Below are 21,946 nucleotides of genomic sequence, written 5' to 3'. Positions count from 1 at the left end.
CATGACGTTTACCGCTCCGGACCAGTTCACCACCCGGCCCACCCTGCAGGGCACCTTCGGCATGAGTGCCTCAACGCACTGGCTGGCGACGGCGGCCGCGCAGGCGGTGCTGGAACGCGGCGGCAACGCGATCGACGGCGCCGTCGCCGCAGCCTTCGTCCTGCACGTCGTCGAGCCCCACCTCAACGGTCCCGGCGGGGACATGACCGGCGTCTTCGTCACCGCTGCGGACCCGGACACCCCGGTGGTGCTCATGGGCCAGGGCCCGGCGCCCGCCGCCGCCACCGCGGAGCATTACCGCAGCGAGGGCCTGGACCTGGTTCCCGGGTCCGGGGCCCTCGCCGCGGCCGTGCCCGCCGCCGTCGACGCCTGGCTCCTCCTGCTGCGCGACCACGGCACCTGGGAACTGGACGCGGTGCTGGAGTTCGCGATCGGCTACGCTCGCGACGGCCACCCGCTGCTGGGCCGGGTCGGCGCCACGATCGCGACCGTGGCCGAGCTGTTCCGCGAGCACTGGCCTAGCTCCGCCGAGCTGTGGATGCCCGGCGGCACCATCCCCGCCGAGGGGGAACTGTTCCGCAACCCCGCGTACGCCCGCACCCTGGAACGCCTGGTCGCGGCGGGCGTTGCGAAGTCAGGCTTCCGCGAGGACCGGATCGACGCGGCAAGGCGCGAATGGAGCGAGGGATTCGTGGCCAGCGCCATCGTCGCCTCCGTCCAGCTCCCGCACCGGCACTCCTCCGGCACGGACCACGCCGGCGTGCTGGCGGCCGGGGACCTGGGCGGATTCCGCGCCGGGTACGAGCCCGCCGCCACCGTCGAGTTCCGTGGCCACACCATCGCCAAGACCGGACCCTGGGGACAGGGCCCTGCGTTGCTGCAGACACTCGCGATCCTGGACGGGTTTGAGGACCGGTACCTGGACCCGTCCACCGAGCTCGGGGCCCACACCATCCTGGAGGCGCAGAAACTGGCGTTGGCGGACCGCGAGGCCTACTACGGCGACACCGACGTGCCGCTGGACTACCTGCTCTCACCGGAATACTGCGCCGAACGGCGGGCTCTAATCACCGAGCGGGCCTCCCACGAGTTCCGCCCCGGCACGGTACCGGGCCGGGAACCCTACCTGCCGCCGCTGCGGACCGAGTACACACCGCCCGCGTTGGTCCACGACGGCGCCGGGCCGGGCCCCGCGGGGCTGGGCGCCGGGGAACCGACCGTCGCCCGCACCGGGGAAACCCGCGGCGACACCTGCCACGTGGACGTCGTCGACCGCTGGGGCAACATGATCTCCGCCACCCCCTCCGGCGGCTGGCTGCAGTCCTCCCCGGCCATCCCGGAGCTGGGATTCTGCCTGGGCACCCGGCTGCAGATGACCTGGCTCGAGGAGGACACACCCTCCACCCTGACGCCGGGGAAGCGGCCCCGCACCACGCTGACGCCCACCCTGGTGCTCCGCGACGGGCAGGCCGTCACCGCCCTCGGCTCACCCGGCGGCGACCAGCAGGACCAGTGGCAGCTGCCCTACCTGCTGCGCACCATCGTGGGCGGGTACACGCCGCAACAGGCCGTTGACGCGCCCACCTTGCACACGACGTCGATGCCGGGCTCCTTCTGGCCCCGCACCTGGGAACCCGGCGGCGCGGTGGTCGAGGAACGGCTGGGCGACGAGGTCATCGCCGGGCTGAAGCGCCGCGGCCACGTGGTGACGACGGCGCCGGGCTGGAGCCTGGGCCGGATCTCAGCCGTCGCGCGCGACCCGGAAACCGGCGTGCTGCAGGCGGCCGCGAACCCGCGGGGCGCGCAAGGGTACGCCGCGGGACGATAACCCGGACGCGGCGGCGGGACGGTCAAAGACCGGCTTGGCTACCGTGGTCCGCCGTGCTCCAGGCAGACCGTCGTCGTGAACTGCTCGATAGTGTCCGGTGTTCCGGGCGCGTTGGTGAAGAGCGAACCTGCCGCTGAGGCCTCTCCGGAAGCGAAGCGGCCGCCTGTGGCCGGCAACGTGAGCGTGACGGTTTCGGTTTCGCCCGTGCAGGGGCGCTGGCCCGTACCGGCGCCACCGACGACGTCGGGCCCGGACGGTGTTGCCTGGCTGAGGACGAATCCGACGCCGGCGCTCCGGCCCTCATCGCACCGGTAGCTGAGCCTGACCCTCACGTCCGCGCCGTGGCTGCGGAGGGCCGCCGCCTCGATGCTGACCGGAGCGCCGTCGTCGGCCCGGGCGGGATCCGCGGCCGCGAACAATGATCCGCACAGGACGGCTGCTCCCATCAGGGCGACCATGCGGCGTCTACGCGGTGGGGAGATGTGCTCCATGATGTGCCTGCCTTGGCTCCCGGGGGTGGAGACCGGACCCCATCCACTACACGCCTCCCCGGGCGCGACGGACAGGGAAGAAAGACCCTTGAAGCCCGTCAGGACGGATCGGGGGGAGCGCCTCAGCCGCGGCCGGAGCCCGCCCGGCCGGAACCCGTCAGTGCCCGGGGCCGGCCGAACTGGGTCCGGACCCCGGGGGAGTACAGCACCGACTCCGGCGGCCCGTCCACCGCGATCCCGGCCGCGGCCACCAGCCCGTCCTCCAGCCGCGCGATCCGCGCCGGGTACAGCGGCCAGGGGGTGTGCGTGTTGGGGATGTAGAGGGTCCGGCCGCGGAACCGGGAGTGCAGCCCGAACCGCGCCGTCAGGTGCACGGACAGCGGGTCTTCGGCGTCGGCGTCGTAGTCCGGAAACACGGCGAAGTCGCTGGCCGCGCCGCCCCGGAACCGCCGCACCGTGTACCCGGTGGCCGGGTCCTCCGGGGTCGGCGGGCGGTAGCCGTCCCGGGACCAGACGTAGGGGATGCCCGCGGCCCGCGCCGCGACGACCACCGCCAGCCGGGAAGCGTCCAGGGACAGGAACACCACGCCCCGGGTGCCGTCCGGTTCCCGCGAATAGAGCCGGACGTTGATCTCGGTGAAGCTGCCGAAATACGGGATGGCCTGGCCGGTGCCGATGCCAGCGCCCTGCATCCGGAAGCCGATCAGGCCCACCCAGGCGGACCCGTCGAACTCGTCCGGCTCCACCCCCGCGGGCATGAAACGCGCGGCGGTGGCCCGGGGGATGCGCCAGTGCAGGAACACGGCGTCGCTCCAGCGCTGGTCCATGATGACCGGGCGGGGCAGCTCCGGCGCCGCGGGCCAGGGATCCATCAGTTCAGCGGCCGGGTGCCGTCGGGCAGGGCGCCGCCGGCGAGGAGCTGGGCGGCGGTGTCGGCCAGGGCGGTCAGCGCCACCCGCTGGGTCCACGGGCCGTAGGAGATCCGGGCGACGCCGAGTTCCTGCAGCCGGGCCGGGGCCAGGGAGCCGGGGACGTTGATGACGGAGACCTTATTCCAGCCGATCCCGTCCACCAGCGCCGCGACGGTCTCCTCGTCCAGCAGCCCCGGCACGAACACGGTGGTGGCGCCGACGTCCAGGAAGGCGCGGCCGCGTTCGATCGCGTCGGTCAGGACCTCGCGCCGGTCCCGGTCCTTGCCCTTGAGGAACGCGTCCGTGCGGGCGTTGAGGACGAAGTCGATGCCCTCGTCCGCGGCGGCCTCGCTGACCGAGCGCATCTGGGCGACCGCGTCCGCGAGGGGACGCATCTGGTCCTCGACGTTCGCGCCGACGACGCCGACGCCGATCGCCTTCCGCACGGCCTCGCCGGGGGTGCCGTAGCCGGATTCGAGGTCGGCGCTGACCGGCAGCTCAGTGGCCGCCGTGATCCGCCCGATCGCGGCGATCATCTCATCGAGCGGGATGTTCTCGCCGTCCTCGTAGCCCAGCGAGGCGGCGATGGAGTGGCTGGCGGTGGCGAGGGCCCGGGTGCCGGGCACGTCGCCGATGACCTTGGCGCTGATGGCGTCCCAGACGTTGACGACCTGGAGGATCTCAGGGGCCTGGTGCAGGCGGACGAGTTCGGTGGCTTTGGAGGCTGTGGTTTCCGTCATTTCGCGAGCCTAACCGGGTGCGGCTGGCCGGAGAAGGGGTTTTGCTCAGGGAGGAACGGTCAGGCCGCGCCGGTCTCGGCCCGGCTGCCGGCGGACGGCTTCTGCCAGGGCCAGCGGCCGGTGATTTCCAGTTCCAGCGAGAAGCTCAGGAACGTCCGGATCAGCACGATGATGGCGAGGACGGCGACGCTCTCAAAGGTGGGTGTGATGGCCACGGTGCGGATGATGTCCGCCGCGACCAACAGTTCCAGGCCCAGCAGGATCGAGCGGCCCAGCAGCTGCCGGTAGGAACGGTACTTCGAGAGCGGCTCCGAATCCGCGGGCAGGCCACGTGGCTGGACGCCCCGCAGCGCCATCGGCAGCGACACCAGGGCGCCCACCACCATCACCGCCACCCCGGCGAAGTCCATGAAGCCGCCGACGGCCTCGATGATGCTCCTGAAGTCCATGCTGCTCCTTGGGGCTGGTGGGTGGTGTGGTTCTGCTGCTGTCCGAGTTAGGGGTGGCGGACGCCGACGCCGGCCAGCACGGCGCGGTAGCCCTCACGGTAGCTAGGGTAGGTGAACTCCAGGCCGGTGCCGCGCAGCAGGGCGTTGCTGACCTTCTTGTTGCCGCCGCGGGACGGTTCGCCGGAGGAACGGCCCGAGGTGGGGCGGTCGCTGCCGGTGCGGCCGCCGCCGTCGGGATCCTCGGGCTGCGGGGCGGGCAGGCCCAGCTCCGCGGCGAGGAAGGTGAGGACGTCCGCCATCTCGGCCGGTTCGTTGTCGACGCCCAGGTAGAGCGGTGCTGGTTCGGCCTCCATGGTGCAGAGGCGCACGATCGCGGCGGCGGCGTCGTCGCGGTGGATGCGGTTGGTGAGCTTGGAACCGGCCGGCAGTGTGGCCTTGCCGCCGCGGACCATGTCGATCAGGCGGGTCCGGCCGGGGCCGTAGATCCCGCCGAGCCGCAGCACCACCGGGGCGATCCCCGTACCTTTGAGCCGCTCGGCCAGCAGCTGCTCAGCCTCGAGGATGATGCGGCCGGAGAAGCCGCCGGGGTTCGGTGCGGTGGTCTCGTCCACCCAGTCGCCGTCGGCGTCGCCGTAGACCGCCGTGGAGGAGACGAACAACACCCGCCGCACGGGAGCCCCGGAGGCGAGGACGGCGTCGAGCACGCGCGCCAGGCCGTCGACGTAGGCGGCGCGGTAGGCCTCCTCGGTGGGGGAGTCGGCGGCGACGGCCACGACGACGGCGGTGGTGTCCGCCGGGACCGGCGGCAGCACGCCGCGGGTCAGGTCGGCCGCGAAACCCTCGATCCCGGCAGGCAGCTTCTCCGGCGAGCGGCGCCAGCCCACCACGCGGTGTCCGGCGGCGGCGAACCGCAGCCCGGCCTCAGTCCCCAGGTCGCCGCATCCGGCAAGCAGAACAGTCATACCGGCAAGTCTGCCAGCAAATCGGAGCGGCCTTGGTTTCGGGGCGTCGCCGGGCTGGTTAGGTCCGCGCGAGCCGCCCCGCCCGCCTAGCGCGCGGGGATCGGGAAGAAGAGCCGGGGATCCTGGAGCAGGGCCGGGTAGTCGAACTCCTCGCGTGCGATGACCTCGTCCACCTCGAAGTTGCGGGCGAACCGGCCCTCCACCTCGATCGGACGGCCCACGACCTTGCCGACGGCGAAGGTGCGGCCGGCGTCGAACGGGACAGCCACCACGGACTTGCCCGGGAGCGTGGTGAACGCCTCCTCCTGGGCCAGACGCTTGCGGGTGGGCTTCTTCGGCTGCGCCTTCGCGGGCCGCTTCTTGGCGTTCTTCTCCGGCCGGCGGGAGGTGGGCTCGGCGTAGACGAACTGGTACTCGCCGTCGTCCGGGGCCGCGCCCTTGCCGCGCACGGGCGGCAGGCTCACCGTCAACAGGTCCGAGGGATCGGTGCCCTCGACGGGCAGCCGCAGGATCCACATCTTCTCGCCCTCGGGGTCCTCCGGCAGCAGCTCGAGCTTGGGCTCCGGCCAGAGGTACTCTAGGTCCGGGTCCGTGCCGGGGAACACGTCGGCGTAGAACGAGGGCTCCTTGGCCAGCAGGCGGGAGCGGTGGGCGAGGTGGAACCCGGGGTCGCCCAGCCAGTATGGCATCTGGATCCGGTCCGCGTAGTCCGGGTGGCCGGCCTGCGGCGCGAACTCCAGGATCCGGCCGCGGGTGGTGTCTTCCCCGCCGCGGGCCACCCATTCATCCACCATCGCCAGACCGTACATAGTCAGCGCGGGGACGTGGCCCATCCACATCCGGACGGCCGGGTGGGTCTGCCAGCCGTACTGGGGGATGACCAGGGCGCGGAGCACCTGGAGGGCCTCGACGCGCTGCTTGCCCAGCCGGGCACGGTCCAGGGCCGCGGCGCTTTGCCGGAAATCGGAGTAGGGCAGGAAAGTTTGCATCTCTCCAGTTTGAGGCCGCGGCCCCGCATCACCAATTGCGGGCCGCCCGGGGTGAGCGTGTTCACATGCCGGGCGCCTACAGACAGCTCCCAGCCGGGAGTTCTATCATGGATCGGAACCACCCCGCTTCACGGAAGATCCGCCATGACCCCTGAATCGACGGCGCCTTTTGCGCCCAAATACGGACAAATGCTCAGCCCGGAAGCCAACGGCATTCTGGTGCTCGAGGAATTCACTCTGGATCCGGCCGCGGCCCGCAAGGAACAGCACGGCTTCCGCGCGGCCCTGGCGTCGGTGGCGCTGACGATGCGCCGGATCTTGGCGTTCCGGATGCTGATCGCCCTGGTCGCCATCGCCAACCTGCCGCTGTTCCTGCTCTCCAGCGGCTGGGAAATCTACGTGGTGTCCGTGGCCCTGGTGGTGGCCGTTCACGCCGCGGTGACCTGGCTGAACCGGCACGAGCCGCGGCTGAAGCAGCGCCGGATGCTTGAACTGCACCTGCACCGGGAGCGCAGCGACAATTACCGCAAGGTCCGCGACGCCGTGAAGTACGTCATCGACACCCCCGCCCGGATGAACGAGCAGCTCTACCTTGAGCTCCTCGCCGCCAAGCGCGTGGCCCTGAACCTGGCCCACGGCACGGTGGCGCTGCTGGACACCAGCGACGACGCCGCGTGGAAGGTCCGCATTATCCGCGAACTGCCCCGCGCCGCCTGAGCAGCTGCAGAGACAACAAACGACGACGCCGGAGCGGCCCCCCAAGGCCGCCCCGGCGTCGTCGTTGTGTCATGCCTGAAAGTTAGGCCGGAAGCTGCAGGACCTGCCCGGCGAGGACCAGGTTCGGGTCGCTGATGGTGTCCGTGTTGGCGTCGGCCAGGGCCTGCCAGCCGCCCTTGATGTTCAGGTGCTCGGCGATGGTGCTGAGGCTGTCGCCGCTCTGCACGGTGTAGGTCTCGCCGCTGAGGGCCACCGGGGCCGCGTGCCGGGCGGGAACGGGTGCCTGGACCGGCGACTGGACCGGGGCAGACCGCGGCGCGGCCTGAACCGGGGCACTCCGGACAGGGGCGGACTGCACGGGGACGCTCGCCCCGCCGCCTCCGCTGAGGCCCAGCTGTGCGGCGCAGGACGGCCACGCGCCCCAGCCCTGGCTGGCCTGGACGTTCTGGGCGACGGCGATCTGCTGCTCGCGGGTGGCGTTCGCCGGGGAACCCTTGCCGCCGTTGGCCGCCCAGGTGCTCTGGGTGAACTGCAGGCCGCCGGAGAATCCGTTGCCGGTATTGGTGCTCCAGTTGCCGCCGCTCTCGCACTGGGCCAGCGCGTCCCAGGTGGAGGTGGACGTGGCGGCGGGGGTCGCGGCGCTGGCGGCGGTAGCGGAGAGTGCGACGCCGGCGGCGGAGATGGCGGCCAGGGCGGCGCCGCGGCGCGCGGCAGTGGTGAGGGTTGAAGTCTTCATGTGGTTCAGCTGCTCCTGAGGGCCACCTGCGCTCGGCCCGTCCCCGGGCGTTGTCGCGCCACTGCCCGCCCCTGACAATAGAGGTCATCTGCGGTGTCTGCCGGTCGGGCAGTTCTGGTGGAGGCAGCACCGGGCATGCGATCGCCCGATTCCGGGCATCCGCCCACGCTAGGGCAGACCGCCGCAGGTTTCAACCCCGCCGCCGGCCCTAGCGCTTCCCTTAGTGCCGGGCGCGGCTTCCGAGGGCGGACTTCAGGTACGGCGCGGTGCGGCTCTTGGCGGAGCGGGCGACGGCGGCCGGTTCGCCCGCGGCGATGATCCTGCCGCCGGCGTCCCCGCCGGCCGGGCCGAGGTCGATCACCCAGTCGGCGGCGGCCACCACGTCCATCTCGTGCTCGACCACCACCACCGTGTTTCCCGCGTCGACCAGGCGGTGCAACTGGGCCATCAACAGCTCGACGTCGGCCGGGTGCAGCCCGGTGGTGGGCTCGTCCAGCAGGTAGAGCGAGTGCCCGCGCTGGGCGCGCTGAAGTTCGGTGGCGAGCTTGATCCGCTGCGCCTCGCCGCCGGAGAGTTCGGTGGCGGGTTGGCCCAGCCGGAGGTAGCCCAGGCCCACCTCGCGGAGGGTCTGCAGGGCGCGGGCCGCGGCCGGCACGGGGGCAAGAAATTCGGCGGCGGCGTCCACCGTCATGCCCAAAACCTCCGCGATGTTTTTGCTCCGGTAGGTGACCTCCAGAGTTTCCGGGTTGTAGCGGGAACCGTGGCATTCGGGGCACGGGCCGTAGCTGCCGGGCAGGAAGAGCAGTTCGACGGCGACGAAGCCTTCGCCCTGGCAGGTCTCGCAGCGGCCGCCGGCGACGTTGAAGGAGAACCGGCCGGCGCCGTAGCCGCGGGCCTTGGCCTCGTCCGTCGTCGCGAAGACCTTCCGGACCGCGTCGAACAGGCCAGTATAGGTGGCCAGGTTGGAGCGCGGCGTCCGGCCGATCGGCTTCTGGTCCACCTTGACGAGCCGGTCGATCAGTTCCAGGCCGGTCACGGGCCCGACGGTCAGTGGTTCGGCGAGCTCCGCGGCGTCCTCGGCGACTTCCGGGCCGGCGGCGGAACCGACGGGGGTGCCGGCAGCTCCGCCGGACGTGCCGTCGCCGTCAGCGCCGTCGTTGTCCCCGTGTAGCCAGCGGCCGGTCACCTCGGCCAGGACCTGGCTGACCAGTGTGGATTTGCCGGACCCGGAGACGCCGGTCACGGCGGTCAGGACGCCCAGCGGGAAGTCGGCGTCGAGGTGCTGCAGGTTGTGGCGGCTGATGTCGCGCAGCTGGAGCCACCCGGACGGTTCCCGGGTACCGCCGTCGTCGCCGCGCGAACCCGCACCGCCGTCGTTGCGCGCCCGGGAAACCGAAGCGGCCTCGGGGAACAGGTACGGCCGCGTCACCGAGGCGTCCACCCCGGCGAGGCCGTCCACCGGGCCGCTGTAGAGCACCTCGCCGCCACCCTCGCCGGCCCGCGGACCCACGTCCACCAGCCAGTCCGCCCGGCGCACCACGTCCATGTTGTGTTCCACCACGAACACCGAGTTGCCTGCGGATTTCAGCTGGTCCAGCACGGCCAGCAGCGGCTCGGCGTCGGCGGGGTGCAGGCCGGCGGAGGGCTCGTCCAGGACGTAGATGACGCCGAACAACCCGGACCGCAGCTGGGTGGCGATCCGCAGCCGCTGCATCTCGCCCGGGGAGAGGGTGGGGGTGGAGCGGCCCAGCGCCAAGTAGCCCAGGCCCAGGTCCAGCAGCACGGTGACCCGCTGCAGCAGGTCACGGGTGATCGCAACCGCCACCTCGTTGGTTTCCCCGGAGGACTGTTTCCGTGACGCCGTCCCGGCGCCGGTCAGCTCGGTGGTGGGTCGGATGATGTCGGCGAGTTCGCTCATCGGGACCGCGTTCAGCTCGGCGATGGTGCGGCCCGCGAAGGTCACGGCGAGGGCCTCGGGCCGCAGGCCGCTGCCGCCGCAGCGCGGGCACGGCCCGGTTTCCATGAACTTCAGGACCTTCTCGCGCATGGTGGAACTCTTCGAGTCGGCCAGGGTGTGCAGCACGTAGCTGCGGGCGCTCCAGAACCGGCCCTTGTACGGCTTGGCGACGCGGTCCCGCTGCGGCGTCACCTCCACCACGGGCTGCTCCTCGGTGAAGAGGATCCAGTCGCGGTCCTTTTTGCGCAGCTTCTGCCAAGGGGTGTCGATGTCGTAGCCGAGGTGGCTGAGGATGTCGCGGAGGTTCTTGCCCTGCCAAGCGCCCGGCCACGCGGCGATCGCGCCGTCCCGGATACTCAGCGTGGCGTCCGGGACCAGCGAGGACTCCGTCACGGTGTGGGCGATGCCCAGGCCGTGGCATTCCGGGCAGGCGCCGGCGGCGGTATTGGGCGAGAACGCGTCCGAATCCAGCGGGGCGGCGCCGGCCGGGTACGTGCCGGCGCGGGAGAAGAGCATCCGCACCGAGTTGGACAGCGTGGTCACCGTGCCCACGGTGGAGCGGGAGCTGGGCGTGCCGCGGCGCTGCTGGAGCGCGACGGCGGGCGGCAGCCCGGTAATCAGCTCCACCTTGGGGTTGTGGCCCTGCTGGATCAACCGCCGGGCGTAGGGCGCCACCGACTCGAAGTAGCGGCGCTGGGCCTCGGCGTAGATGGTGCCGAAGGCCAGCGAGGACTTGCCGGAGCCGGACACCCCCGTGAACGCGACGATCGCGTCGCGGGGGACGTCGACGTCGACGTTGCGCAGGTTGTTCTCACGCGCGCCGCGGACCCGGACGAACCCGTCCGTGGGCGCCTCGGGCGCGAGGCCGGGGAAATCGGAAGCCTGCTGATCATTCTGCATTGTATTGACTCTATCCGGCCCGGCCCGCGGCGGGCATATCCTTACCGAATGGAAAGTTACGACGGCGGCGCTGGGGCGCCGCAGGCAGTTAATGGGGCGCCGCAGGCAGTTAATGGGGCGCCGCAGGCGGAGGAGCCAACGGCACAGGCAGCGGAGAACCCAGCAGAGGCCCGGCCCGAGGGGGTCCCCGACTTCGCGGAGGTCCCGGAGGAGGTCCACGGCCCGCTGCCGGTGGCAGAACTGCACCTGCACATCGAGGGAACGCTGCAGCCGGAGTTGATCTTCGCGCTCGCGGAGCGGAACAACATCACCCTGCCGTACGCGGACCTGGACGAACTGCGCGCCCGCTACGAGTTCACGGACCTGCAGTCGTTCCTGGACCTCTACTACGCCAACATGGCCGTGCTGCAGACCGAGCAGGACTTCGCGGACATGACCCGGGCCTACCTGTCCCGCGCCGCCACCGCCGGGGTGCGGCACGCGGAGATCATGCTGGACCCGCAGGCGCACCTCTCCCGCGGAGTCGCCCTGGAAACCTGCGTCAACGGCGTCGCCTCCGTGCTGGCCACCTCGCAGGAGGAGTTCGGCATCTCCACGCTGCTGATCGCGGCGTTCCTGCGCGACCTGTCCGAGGAGTCCGCGCTGGAGGTGCTGGAGCAGCTGCTGGCGATGGATGCCCCGATCGCCGGGATCGGCCTGGACTCCGCGGAGGTGGGCAACCCGCCGTCGAAGTTCGAGCGGCTCTTCGCCCGGGCCAAGGACGCCGGGCTGCACCGGATCGCGCACGCCGGCGAGGAGGGGCCGCCGTCGTACATCGTCGAGGCATTGGATGTCCTGGACGTTGAGCGGATCGATCACGGCATCCGCTGCATGGAGGACCCGGACCTGGTGGAGCGCCTGGTTCAGGAGCTGATGCCGTTGACCGTGTGCCCGCTCTCCAACGTCCGGCTTCGCGCGGTGGACACCCTGGCCGAGCACCCGCTGCCGGGCATGCTGGCCGCGGGCCTGAACGTCAGCGTGAACTCGGACGATCCGGCGTACTTCGGCGGGTACGTGGACGACAACTTCACCCAGCTCCGGAGCGTGATCGGCCTCTCTGAGTTCGACTGTGTCCGGCTCGCGGCGAACTCCATCCGGTCCTCGTTCGCCAGCGAGGAGCGCAAGACCGAGCTGCTGGCCGAACTCGCCGCCTCCGGCCGCTAAGCCGGAGGCGGGGCCGGGAGAGCCTAGGCGTCGATGCTGCCCATGTCCGGGTAGCGTCCGCCGGCGGCCACCCCTGCCGGTGCCAGCTCCTCCAGCCGGGCCAGGTCCTCGGCGGTGAGTTCGACGTCGACGGCTCCGAGATTCTCCTGCAGCCGGTCGCGCTTCTTGGTGCCGGGGATCGGGACGATGTGCTCGCCCTGGGCCAGCAACCACGCCAGCGCCAGCTGCGCCGGGGTGCAACCCTTGGCGGTGGCCAGCTCGGTCACCCGGTCCACCAGCTCCAGGTTGCGGGTGAAGTTCTCGCCCTGGAATCGCGGGGAGTGGCGGCGGAAGTCGTCGGGCGCGAAGTCGTCCTCACTGCGCAGCTGCCCGGTGAGGAAGCCGCGGCCCAGCGGGCTGTAGGGGACGAAGCCGATGCCCAGCTCGGCCAGGACCGGGAACACCTTGGTCTCCGGCTCCCGCTCCCACAGCGAGTACTCGGTCTGCAGCGCGGTGATCGGGTGCACGGAGTGGGCCCGGCGGATGGTGTCCGCGCTGGCCTCCGAGAGCCCCAGGTACTTGACCTTGCCGGCCTGGACCAGTTCGGCCATGGCGCCGACGGTCTCCTCGATCGGCACGGTCTTGTCCACCCGGTGCTGGTAGTACAGGTCGATGTGGTCCACGCCGAGGCGCTGCAGGCTCGCGTCACACGCGGCCCGGACGTACTCGGGCTTGCCGTTGATGCCCACCCAGGAGCCGTCCTCGCGGCGTTCGTTGCCGAACTTGGTGGCCAGCACCACGTCGTCGCGGCGCCCCTTGATCGCGCCGCCCACCAGCTTCTCGTTGGTGAAGGGCCCGTACATGTCGGCGGTGTCCAGCAGGGTGCCGCCGGCGTCGAGGAAAGCGTGGATGGTGGCGACGGATTCCTGCTCATCGCCCTTGCCGTAGAACTCGCTCATGCCCATGCAGCCGAGGCCCAGGGCGGAGACGGTAAGCGAACCAAGCGTGCGGTGTTCCATGGGGGTTCTCCTGACACAGTGGGAGGGCCGCGGATCGGCCCCCTGGGGAGCGGGGGTGGCGGCGATCAGGCCACTGTAGCCAGCCTGATTGCCCGGAGCAACGGTCGTTCAGTCCCCGGGAGTCACGGCGCCGGCGCGGTGTCGGTGCAGCCGCAGGATCAGGGCCACCAGCGGGCTGACGGCGGCGCACACGGCGGCGCCCCAGGCGATGTCCGTGACGGCGACGACGGCGGGGAAGTCCTTGAGCACGGCGAACGCCGTGAGCGCCCACGTGGCGTAGGTGAAGAAGCCGAAGAGCGCCCCGGACCCGGCCCGGCTCCGGAGGCTGGCGCGGCTGTCCGTCGGGCGGACGCCGTAGTGGACGATCCCGGCGACAAAGACCAGGTAGAACAGCACGGCGCCGGCGGCGTTGAAGCTGGCCGGGAGCAGGTGGCCGATCTGGCTGCGGTACTGCGGGGTGGCCACGGTGAGGATCCAGATGGCGTCGACGGCGGCGAAAATCACGGCGGTCACCGCGTAAGCCAGCAGCCATTTCCTGAGCGGACGGGTCATGAGGGGCTCCTTCTAGGGGTGATGCGTGTTCAGCGGTGGGGCGTGGCCGGGGGAGCCGGAACTTTCCCCAATACTAGTTCGTAGGCTTAGTAGTCAGTGCCGGCACCGGGACCCGGGCCGCCTAGGGAAGGAACGTCCATGAAAGAGTCCGAACGCAAGGCCCTCGCCGCCATTCCGGTGGTGGTGCTGCTCGGAGCCGGGCTCGCCTGGGCCGGAAGCCAGAACGGGGCGGCGGCCGGCGGCATCCCGGTGTTCACCCTGGCCGTGGCGGCCGCCTTCATCATCCAATGGCTGGCGTTCATTCCGGCCTACCTTCGCCAGACGGAGCGCTTCTACGACCTGACCGGGTCGCTGACCTACATCGCCGTCACCGTGATGCTGATGCTGCTCACCCCCGGAATCGACGCCCGAGGCTTCTTGCTGGCGGCCCTGGTGCTCGTGTGGGCCGCCCGGCTGGGGTCCTTCCTGTTCCGCCGAATCAGCAAGGCCGGCAAGGACGACCGCTTCGATGAGATCAAGCCCTCGTTCGTCCGCTTCCTCAGCACATGGACCATGCAGGGAATCTGGGTGGCCTTCACCGCCGCCGCGGCCTGGGTGGCCATGACCTCGGCCAACCGCGTGGGGCTGGACTGGTTCGCCCTGATCGGCGTGCTGATCTGGGTCGCCGGGTTCGGCATCGAGGCGACGGCGGACCGGCAGAAGGGCAAATTCAGCGCGGACCCGGCCAACAAGGGCAAGTTCATTCACACCGGGCTCTGGGCGAAGTCCCGGCACCCCAACTACTTCGGCGAGATCCTGCTCTGGGTGGGCGTCGCCATCATCGCCCTGCCCGTGCTGCAGGGCTGGCAGTGGGTGGCCCTGATCTCCCCGGTGTTCGTCGCCCTTCTGATCACCAAGGTCAGCGGCGTCCCGCACCTGGAGAAGAAGGCGGACAGGAAGTGGGGCGGCCAGGCCGACTACGAGGAGTACAAAAAGAACACCCCGGTGCTCATTCCCAAGCTCTGACCCACGTCTCTTCCACGTCACTACGCCGCGTCATATCCGGTCACGACACCCGCACAATCGACGCGCCCGGTCGCGGATGCCGGGGAACCTTGGCAAAATGCAGGTGGATCAATTGCTGCTAGAGGAGACCCATGGGCGCGAACGCTGCGGAAAACACTAACCTTCGCCTGAAAGCTGTGCTGGACGTCCTGACCGAGGGGGTGTGGTCCGGGGAGAAGCTGAACGCCGGCGTCGTCCTCGGCGAGGCGATCGCACGGGTCCCGCTGAATGACAAGGAGCGGGAACTGCTCAGCGGCGGCATTCCCCGCGGCCACAAGGCGCTCACCACCGCGTCCGCGAAACTGGTGAAGGCCGGCTGGCTGATCAAGGGCCGCTCCGGCTGGACCATTACCGAGGACGGCCAGCGCGCCACGGTCGCCTTCGCGGACCCGGCCGCCTTCACCGCCGCGCTCGACGCCGGCACCCCCGTCCCGGCCGACACCCCGCTTCCCGCGGCACCGGCCGGCCACAGCGCACCGAAGGCCGCCGCGCACGGCGCGGAGAAGGCCGTGAAGGCGGTCGAAAAGGTCGCCGAGAAGGTGGCGGACACGGCCGCGAAGCTGGTCGAGGAGGCCGTGGCCCCGGTGGCGAAGGCCGTTCGCAAGCGCAAGGCCGCGGACAAGGCGGCCCCGGCTGAGGCGCCCCCCGCTGAACCCGCCGTTGAGCAGCCCGCCGAGGTCGCCGTCGCCGGTGACTTCAACGTCCTGCTCGGCGCCCCGGCCAACTGGGCCCCGCAGTACGACGAGTCCCAGATGCAGCTGGACGAGGTGGACCAGCTGTGGAAGCTCGCCGCGCACCTGCCGGCAGGCGCCTACAGCTTCAAGATCGCCATCAACCGCTCCTGGGACGAAAATTACGGCCGGTTCGGCGCCTTCGACGGCGCCAACCACGAGGTGCACCACCGCGGCGGACCCCTGGTGATCCGCTACGACCACCGCACCCGCGACATAGTCACCGAGTAACGCGCAAGAACCATGAACCGGCCGGGGCCCCGCACAGGGCCCCGGCCTGTTCTTTATGGCCTAGAACCGGGTGGGGTCAGGCCCCGGCGGAATGGGCGACGGCGGCGGGACCGGCCCCGGGTCGGGGATCGGCAGCGGCCCCGGCGGCGTCGGTCCCGGCTCCGGGGCGGGCCCGGGAGCCGGACTCGGCGTCGGCTGGGGGATTGGCGGCGGCGTGGGACCGGGCTCGGGCGGGAACGGGTCCCCGGGTTGAGGTTCCGGCGAGGTGGGGCCGGGTTCCGGCGGGAACGGATCGGGTCCGGGCGGCGGGGGGATGGTCATGCCCCCGATTATCTGCCCGCATCCCCGCGCTGGGAAGAGCCCCTAGTTTTGCGAGGCGGCGGACTTGTCCCGGTCCTCGAACACGTCCTCGCCCGGGCCGGAGAAGGCCTTGGAGCGCTCCACCGCCTCCAGGGATCCGGTGAACAGCTGGGAATCATGGGGGTCGGTCGGGGTCCGGTGATCCGGTGCCACTATCCCGGCAGGGAGCGACTCGACCCGGAAGTGCGGCAGCGCCGTCGGGTGCTTCTCCTGGAGGAAGAGCACCAGCTCCTCCCGGATCAGGCAGCGCAGGTCGAACAGCGCGGCGCTGTCCGCGGCGCTGACCAGGATCCGGACCCGGACGTAGCCGGCGGTCGCGTCGGTGATCTGCAGGATCCCCACCCGCTGGTCCCAGAGTTCCGTGCCCGCCAGGACCCGCTTCAGCTCGGCCCGCATGGCGGAGACGGGCGCGCGCCAGTCCAGGTCGAACTCCACCGTGCCCATCACCTCGGACTGCCGCCGGGTCCAGTTCTCGAACGGGGTGGTGGTGAAGTAGGTCGAGGGCAGGATCAGCCGCCGGTCGTCCCAGATGTGCACCACGATGTAGGTGAGGGTGATCTCCTCGATCCGGCCCCACTCCTTCTGCACCACCACCACGTCATCCACCCGGATGGCGTCGGTGAAGGCCAGCTGGATCCCGGCGAAGACGTTGACCAGGGAGGTCTGCGCCGCCAGGCCGGCCACGATCGAGATCAGGCCCGCGGAGGCCAGCAGCCCGGCGCCCAGGGCCTGGACCGCGGGGAAGGTCAGCAGGATGATGCCCAGCGCCACGATGGCGATCAGGGCGGCGCCTATCCGCCGGGCCAGGATCACCTGGGTGCGCAGCCGCCGGGCCCGCCGGTTGTCCGCCACGTCCACCCGGTAGCGGGTGGTGACCAGGGTTTCGATGATCAGCAGCACGGCGATCGCCAGCCACGCGACGGAGGCGACCAGGGCGATCACGAGGCCGTGGTCCAACGTGCGGCGCCAGTCGGCGTCGTTCGTGGTGGCGGCGAGGGCAATCCGCACCCCGATCAGGCAGAGCGCGAAGCGCAGCGGCAGCCGGGCCACGCGGGAGGTTTCCCGGAGCGCCTCCTGCTTGCGGTTGAGCCGCAGGACGATGCGTCGCACCAGCCAAGAGGCGGCCAGCCCGGCGACGATGGCCAGGGCCACGGCCAGGAAGGGCATTGCGGAGGAGAGGAACTCTTGCATCTTCCAAGGTGTAGCAAGGATTCCCGCCCCGGCTGAAATCGCGGCCCTGTCAACGTGGGTCCGCTCACGGTTTACACGGCGGGCAGGTGCCTCCGGAGGTGGTGGTGCCCGGCCCGGGCGGCCTGGCTGCTCTTGGTCCACGTGGTGCCGCCCCAGGGGGTGGCGTGCGATTCGCGGATCAGGCCGGTCCCGGCGCATTCGCGGACGGCCATGATGCCGTCAGCCGCCGAGCGCTTGTCCTCGAAGGGTTTGGAGACAGCGAGCACTGTGCCGTCCGCCCCCAACAGCCGGAACCGGACGTTCGAATCTGTGTCGGTGAAGATCTCGAATTGTCCTGCCATTGTCTTGTTCCTTTCAGGCGATCCGGCGGGTGCGCGGGACGTCGGATGGTGTCCCCGGGACCCCGCCGGAGGGTCTCCTTCCACCCTCCGCAATGCCGTGCGGGGGCTGAAAGGGGCGAAGGTCCCGGATACCGGACACTCCGGTGCGGGGCTAGATTGGGTCCATGGCGGAGAAAACTGGGGAGCGGTCCGGGCCCGACGGCGGCGCCGGCGTGCGGCTCACGGCCCGGGTCACGGGCATGGTCCAGGCGGTCGGCTTCCGGTACTGGACGGTGCGGAAGGCCGCGAAGCTGGGGCTCACCGGCACGGTCCGAAACGACGACGACGGCTCGGTGCGGCTCGTGGCGGAGGGACCGCAGGCGGTGGTGCTGGAGCTCCGGGCCTGGTTGCGGTCCCCGGACGCGCCCGGCCGGGTCGACCACGTTGAGGAATCCCTCACCCCGGCCACCGGCGAGTTCACCGACTTCGACGTCACGTACTGAGGCCGGTGGTGCACATGCCGTTTTAGGCACGCTTTAGCAGGCCCCGCTCCAGGACGGCTCGATGGGAGAGGGTCTTGTAGCCCTCGGAATCGAAGAGCACGGTGAGGACGTCGCCGTCGCGCTGGATTACCTGGCCCGGGCCCCACTCGGCGTGGACCACAGCGGATCCCACGGGGAAGCCGCCCCCGGAATCCCCGCCGTCGTCCGCGGCCCCACTCGGAGCAGCCTCCCCGGCCAGGCAGGTGTCGCAGTTGCCGCAGGGGCCGGCCAGCTCTTCGCCGAAGTAGCCCAGCAGGAACTGCCGCCGGCAGTGGTGGGTCTCGGCGTAGCCGCGGATCATCTCCACCCGGGACCGGTCCACCCGTCCCCGCGTCTCGGCGAGGTCGACGGCCAGCGCCAGCGCCGCCTCCGGGTCTCCGGTGAGCCGCACGCCGTCGTCGTCACTGTGGAGGAGTCCGGTGTCCTGCAGCTGGTTCAGCAGGGCGGTGATCCGCCGGGACGGGAAGCGGGTCCGGGACGCGAGCTCGTCGCGGGCGAGCGGGGTGTCCTTGGCGGCCAGGACCGCCAGCAGCACCCGCAGGGAGGGCTGGTCCGGCGTGTGCGTGGTGAAGAAGCGGCGCAGGCCCAGGTCCTCGGACCGGTAGTGCAGCACCGCCCGGGCCGGCTGCCCGTCCCGTCCGGCCCGGCCGAACTGCTGGTAGTAACTGTCCAGGGATTCCGGGATGTCCGCGTGCAGCACGAAGCGGACATCCGGCTTGTCGATGCCCATGCCGAACGCGGTGGTCGCCGCCACCACGTCCAGCGTTCCGGCCTGGAAGGCCTCGTGCACCACGGTGCGCTCGGGGGCGGGCATGCCGGCGTGGTACGCGGCGGCCCGGAGCCCGGTCCGGGTCAGCTTCGCCGCGTACTTTTCGGTGTCCTTGCGTTTGGCGGCGTAGATCAGGCCCGGGCCGCGCAGCTCCGCAACGAATGCCGTGGCCTGCGCGATGACGGCCCGGCGCTTCGCCTTGTCCTCGTGGTGCCGGGTCACGGCCAGGTGGATGTTCGGCCGGTCGAAGCCGCGGACCAGCACCAGCGGCCGGTCCAGGTGCAGGCGACGCTGGATCTCCTCGCGGACCGGGGCGGCGGCTGTGGCGGTGAGGGCCGCCGTCGTCGGGTTGCCCAGGCGCTCGCGGACCTCGCCCAGGCGCAGGTAGTCGGGCCGGAAGTCGTGCCCCCAAGAGGTGACGCAGTGCGCTTCGTCCACCACAAGCAGCGGGATTCCGAGGGCGGCGAGCCGATCCACGGTGCTGTCCTTGGCCAGCTGTTCGGGGGCCAGGAAGAGGAAGACCGCGGTGCCGTCTTCGGCGGCGGCCCAGGCCTGGTCCTGTTCCGCGGAGGTGTGGGCGGAGTTGATGGCGACGGCGGTGCCGGGCCCGACGGCGTCGTTGATTCCGTCCACCTGGTCCTCCTGCAGCGAGATCAGCGGCGAGACCACCAGGGTGGGTCCGGTGCGGGTACCGGAGTGGTGGAGAAGCAGGCCAGGGACCTGATAAATCAGGGACTTGCCGTAACTGGTGGGCATCACGGCCAGCAGGTCGCGGCCGGCGGCCAGCGCGGCCATGCCCTCGAGCTGCCCGGCGCGCAGGGTGCCGATGCCGAAGGTCTCCGCCGCGATCCGGCGCAGGGCGGCCTCGCGGGGTCCCGGCGTGCCGGGGCTGGCTTGAGCTGCGGGCGTGCCGGTCACAGCGGGCTCGACGACGTGGGCGCCGGGCACGTCGGCGGGCGGGTCTGCGGTGGCCTGGGTCATGGATGCTCCACGCTGAACGGTTCCGGCGGCCGGCTGCTGCAGCCGCACTCCCAGCCTAACGCCGCCCGCAAGGCCCACCCAGGGACCGAGCCGCCGCAACGGGGACGGCCCGCGGCAAGCCGAACCCGCCCCGTGGACACCGTTTCGAATCACCTTTCCGCATGGGACAGACTGTTGCCGTGAGCAACTCTCCCCGGACCGGTCTGGCTATCGCAGGGCTCAGCCTTGGCACCGCGCTGAACCCGCTAAACTCCTCGATGATCGCCGTCGCCCTGGTGGTGCTGCAGGCCGACTTCCGGCTCGACGTCGCCACCGTCACCTGGGTGGTGACCTCGTTCTACCTGACGTCCGCCGCCGGGCAGCCGCTGATGGGCAAGCTGGCGGACCGGTTCGGCCCGCGCCGGCTGTTCCTGCTGGGCATGGTCCTGGTGGCGGCCACCTGCGCGTTCGCCCCGTTCGCGCCGAACTTCGCGCTGCTCTGCGTGGCCCGGGCCTTCATGGCGCTCGGCACCGCGAGCGCCTATCCCAGCGCCGTCGTCATGGTCGCCGCGCTGGCCAAGCAGGCCAACGTGCCCTCCACCCGGCCGCTGGGCCGGATCCAGATGGCCAACACCTCCGCCGCGGCAGTCGGCCCGGTGGTGGGCGGGTTGCTGGTGAGCCTGGTGGGCTGGGAGGCGCTGTTCCTGATCAACGTGCCGCTGGCCCTGGCCTCCATCCTGATCGTCCGCCGCTTCGCCCCCGCGGACGGCGAGCGGGAACGCGGCAAGGTGGCGGACCTGGTGCGGGACTCGGACCTGCCCGGCATCGGGGCGTTCATCGGCGCCCTGACGCTGGTGATGATGGCGCTGCTGAACGTGCTGCCCGGCTACCGCTGGTGGCTGCTGGGCGCCGGGGTGGTGCTGGCGGTGCTGTTTGCCGTGCGGGAACTGCGGTTCAGTCCGCCGTTCCTGGACCTGCGGCTGCTCGGCCGGAACCGGCCGCTGCTGCTGGTGTACCTGGGCTTCGTGCTGTTCAGCGGCGTTTACTACTTCGCGTTCTTCGGCCTGCCGCAGTTGCTGCAGACCGCCGGCGGGTACGATCCGGGCGTCGTCGGGCTGCTGATGCTGCCGCTGGCGGCCATTTCCGTGGTGGGCACCCCTGCCGCCGTCAAGGGCATCGACCGGTTCGGCGTGCGGCGGGTGCTGATCGCCGGCGTCGTGCTGCTGCTCGTGGCGTCCGGGGCCATGTGGCTGCTGACCGCGTCCCTGGCCGTCCCGCTGGTCCTCGCCATGACCGCGCTGCTGGGCGTGCCGTACTGCGTGGTCAGCATCGCCTCCAGCCAGGGCATGTATTCGTCCACCCGGCTGGAGGAGCGCGGCGTCGCGGCCGGGATCTACCAGACCTGCCGGTACCTGGGTGCGATCACCGCCACCGTGCTGATCGGCATCTTTTACGGCACCGGCGTGAACCAAGCCAACTGGGGGCTGATGGTGTTCGTGATGCTGGGCCTGGGAGCGGTGGTGCTGTTGGTCTCGCTCGCCTGGCGGGAGCCGCGGACGCGCTAAAAAGACGGACGCGCTAAGCCCGCCGTCCGGGAACGGTCAGCGCGCGGCGGGCTCCAGCTCGGCGTCGTGGACGGCGCGTTCCCGGGCGATCTCCCCGGTGAGCGCCACCAGCAGTGTCAGCGCCGCCGTCGCCATCACGCCCAGGCCCGGGTGGATGTGCAGCAGCCCCGCGCCCACGGTGGCGCCGGCCAGGATGAGCACGACGGCGCCCAGCCGGCGGCCGGTGTGCGCGCCGGTGCCGCCACCCAGGCGGGAGTCGGCGGCAAGGCCGGTCAGGGTGGAGGTGACCACCACGGTGGTGACGTCCTTGACCGCCAGGTGACGGGCGGTGGCGGCCTGCATGCCCATTGCCACGGCCAGCGCGCCGGTGATGGTCAGGGTCACCGGGTCCCCGGCGTGCGGGGCATGGACGGTGAGAACGACGGCGATCGCGCTCATGGTGAGCCCGACGGCGGCCAGCAGCACGGTGGTGCGGCGGCTCCAGCCCGCGGCCTCGGGACGAAGCGTCCGGCCCGCGATCATAGCGCCTATCATGAAGCACGCCAGCGCGATCGAGGGGCCCACCACGGGCAGGTTGTCCGCCCCGATTAGCGCCATCCCCAGGATCACCACGTTGCCGGTCATGTTGCCGGTGAACACCCGGTCCAGGCCCAGGTAGCCCACGGCGTCGATGATGCCGGTGGAGAAGGTCAAGACCAGCATCAGGGTCAGGTTCAGCCGATCCGGTTCGGTGGATTTCAGTCGCTTGAGCATGGTGTTGTCTTTCGGTGCGGTGGCCGGTCGGGCGGCGTGCGGGCGGC

21 protein-coding genes are annotated in these 21,946 nt (G+C 71.2%); 7 read left to right on the top strand and 14 right to left on the bottom strand.

What is annotated here, in order from left to right; all coding sequences use genetic code 11:
- The first annotated feature begins 1 nt into the window (after position 1).
- Positions 2-1,828, top strand: a complete 1,827-nt coding sequence (locus QWJ39_RS14810) for a gamma-glutamyltransferase (protein ID WP_290258632.1) — start codon at positions 2-4, stop codon at positions 1,826-1,828.
- A gap of 38 nt (positions 1,829-1,866) precedes the next feature.
- Here the strand turns inward: QWJ39_RS14810 and QWJ39_RS14805 are convergent, their stop codons facing one another.
- The 6 genes from QWJ39_RS14805 to QWJ39_RS14780 all read right to left on the bottom strand — a co-directional run bounded on the left by QWJ39_RS14805 (position 1,867) and on the right by QWJ39_RS14780 (position 6,370).
- On the bottom strand, positions 1,867-2,274 hold the full coding sequence (locus QWJ39_RS14805; RefSeq protein WP_290258631.1) for a hypothetical protein: 408 nt from the start codon (positions 2,272-2,274) through the stop codon (positions 1,867-1,869).
- A 167-nt stretch (positions 2,275-2,441) separates the two neighbouring features.
- Positions 2,442-3,191: a DUF2071 domain-containing protein gene (locus QWJ39_RS14800; protein WP_290258630.1), complete on the bottom strand. Its 750-nt coding sequence runs from the start codon at positions 3,189-3,191 to the stop codon at positions 2,442-2,444.
- Positions 3,191-3,970: an isocitrate lyase/phosphoenolpyruvate mutase family protein gene (locus QWJ39_RS14795; RefSeq protein WP_290258629.1), complete on the bottom strand. Its 780-nt coding sequence runs from the start codon at positions 3,968-3,970 to the stop codon at positions 3,191-3,193. The genes QWJ39_RS14800 and QWJ39_RS14795 overlap by 1 nt, the downstream gene beginning before the upstream one ends.
- 59 nt (positions 3,971-4,029) lie before the next feature.
- Positions 4,030-4,419, bottom strand: coding sequence for a DUF1622 domain-containing protein (locus QWJ39_RS14790; RefSeq protein WP_290258628.1), 390 nt, complete (start codon positions 4,417-4,419; stop codon positions 4,030-4,032).
- Positions 4,420-4,466: 47 nt separating this feature from the next.
- On the bottom strand, positions 4,467-5,381 hold the full coding sequence (locus tag QWJ39_RS14785; RefSeq protein ID WP_290258627.1) for an SDR family oxidoreductase: 915 nt from the start codon (positions 5,379-5,381) through the stop codon (positions 4,467-4,469).
- A gap of 86 nt (positions 5,382-5,467) precedes the next feature.
- A complete protein-coding gene (locus tag QWJ39_RS14780) occupies positions 5,468-6,370 on the bottom strand; it encodes an MSMEG_6728 family protein (protein WP_290258626.1) in 903 nt (300 codons plus the stop codon).
- Positions 6,371-6,514: 144 nt separating this feature from the next.
- On the opposite strand from QWJ39_RS14780, the gene QWJ39_RS14775 reads away from it, so the two are divergent.
- A complete protein-coding gene (locus QWJ39_RS14775) occupies positions 6,515-7,087 on the top strand; it encodes a hypothetical protein (RefSeq protein ID WP_290258625.1) in 573 nt (190 codons plus the stop codon).
- A gap of 82 nt (positions 7,088-7,169) precedes the next feature.
- Here QWJ39_RS14775 and QWJ39_RS14770 read toward each other — a convergent pair whose 3' ends face one another.
- On the bottom strand, positions 7,170-7,823 hold the full coding sequence (locus QWJ39_RS14770) for a transglycosylase family protein (protein WP_290258624.1): 654 nt from the start codon (positions 7,821-7,823) through the stop codon (positions 7,170-7,172).
- A gap of 220 nt (positions 7,824-8,043) precedes the next feature.
- A complete protein-coding gene (locus QWJ39_RS14765) occupies positions 8,044-10,680 on the bottom strand; it encodes an excinuclease ABC subunit UvrA (RefSeq protein WP_290258623.1) in 2,637 nt (878 codons plus the stop codon).
- Between the two features lie 48 nt (positions 10,681-10,728).
- Between QWJ39_RS14765 and QWJ39_RS14760 the strand changes: the two genes are divergently transcribed.
- Entirely contained in the window at positions 10,729-11,883 is a 1,155-nt protein-coding gene (locus QWJ39_RS14760) for an adenosine deaminase (RefSeq protein WP_290258622.1), read from the top strand.
- Between the two features lie 23 nt (positions 11,884-11,906).
- Here QWJ39_RS14760 and QWJ39_RS14755 read toward each other — a convergent pair whose 3' ends face one another.
- Together QWJ39_RS14755 and QWJ39_RS14750 are read right to left on the bottom strand one after the other, a co-directional pair.
- Entirely contained in the window at positions 11,907-12,881 is a 975-nt protein-coding gene (locus QWJ39_RS14755) for an aldo/keto reductase (RefSeq protein WP_290258621.1), read from the bottom strand.
- A gap of 108 nt (positions 12,882-12,989) precedes the next feature.
- Positions 12,990-13,433, bottom strand: coding sequence for a DUF2177 family protein (locus QWJ39_RS14750; RefSeq protein WP_290258620.1), 444 nt, complete (start codon positions 13,431-13,433; stop codon positions 12,990-12,992).
- A 138-nt stretch (positions 13,434-13,571) separates the two neighbouring features.
- Here QWJ39_RS14750 and QWJ39_RS14745 point away from each other — a divergent pair, with 138 nt between their 5' ends.
- On the top strand, positions 13,572-14,438 hold the full coding sequence (locus QWJ39_RS14745) for a DUF1295 domain-containing protein (RefSeq protein ID WP_290258619.1): 867 nt from the start codon (positions 13,572-13,574) through the stop codon (positions 14,436-14,438).
- Positions 14,439-14,569: 131 nt separating this feature from the next.
- Positions 14,570-15,439, top strand: a complete 870-nt coding sequence (locus QWJ39_RS14740) for a glycosidase (protein ID WP_290258618.1) — start codon at positions 14,570-14,572, stop codon at positions 15,437-15,439.
- A 363-nt stretch (positions 15,440-15,802) separates the two neighbouring features.
- Here QWJ39_RS14740 and QWJ39_RS14735 read toward each other — a convergent pair whose 3' ends face one another.
- Together QWJ39_RS14735 and QWJ39_RS16290 are read right to left on the bottom strand one after the other, a co-directional pair.
- Positions 15,803-16,990 (bottom strand): mechanosensitive ion channel domain-containing protein, encoded by a 1,188-nt coding sequence (locus tag QWJ39_RS14735; protein WP_290258617.1) that lies wholly within the window; start codon positions 16,988-16,990, stop codon positions 15,803-15,805.
- Positions 16,991-17,061: 71 nt separating this feature from the next.
- Positions 17,062-17,331, bottom strand: coding sequence for a YegP family protein (locus QWJ39_RS16290; RefSeq protein WP_356903580.1), 270 nt, complete (start codon positions 17,329-17,331; stop codon positions 17,062-17,064).
- 164 nt (positions 17,332-17,495) lie between these two features.
- Here QWJ39_RS16290 and QWJ39_RS14725 point away from each other — a divergent pair, with 164 nt between their 5' ends.
- The gene (locus QWJ39_RS14725; RefSeq protein WP_290258616.1) at positions 17,496-17,813 is read left to right on the top strand and encodes an acylphosphatase; all 318 of its coding nucleotides are present in this window, start codon (positions 17,496-17,498) and stop codon (positions 17,811-17,813) included.
- A 22-nt stretch (positions 17,814-17,835) separates the two neighbouring features.
- Here QWJ39_RS14725 and QWJ39_RS14720 read toward each other — a convergent pair whose 3' ends face one another.
- Positions 17,836-19,602: a RecQ family ATP-dependent DNA helicase gene (locus QWJ39_RS14720; protein WP_290258615.1), complete on the bottom strand. Its 1,767-nt coding sequence runs from the start codon at positions 19,600-19,602 to the stop codon at positions 17,836-17,838.
- 179 nt (positions 19,603-19,781) lie between these two features.
- Between QWJ39_RS14720 and QWJ39_RS14715 the strand changes: the two genes are divergently transcribed.
- Positions 19,782-21,146, top strand: coding sequence for an MFS transporter (locus QWJ39_RS14715; protein ID WP_290258614.1), 1,365 nt, complete (start codon positions 19,782-19,784; stop codon positions 21,144-21,146).
- 36 nt (positions 21,147-21,182) lie between these two features.
- On the opposite strand, the gene QWJ39_RS14710 is transcribed toward QWJ39_RS14715, so the two are convergent.
- Positions 21,183-21,899, bottom strand: coding sequence for a YoaK family protein (locus QWJ39_RS14710; protein WP_290258613.1), 717 nt, complete (start codon positions 21,897-21,899; stop codon positions 21,183-21,185).
- Between the last annotated feature and the right edge of the window lie 47 nt (positions 21,900-21,946).

Origin of the sequence: Arthrobacter sp. YD4 (assembly GCF_030410515.1) — a bacterium.
Classification (GTDB): Bacteria; Actinomycetota; Actinomycetes; order Actinomycetales; family Micrococcaceae; genus Arthrobacter.
The sequence above is the reverse complement of the archived record's forward strand: the minus strand, read 5'-3'. Positions and strand labels throughout refer to the sequence as shown.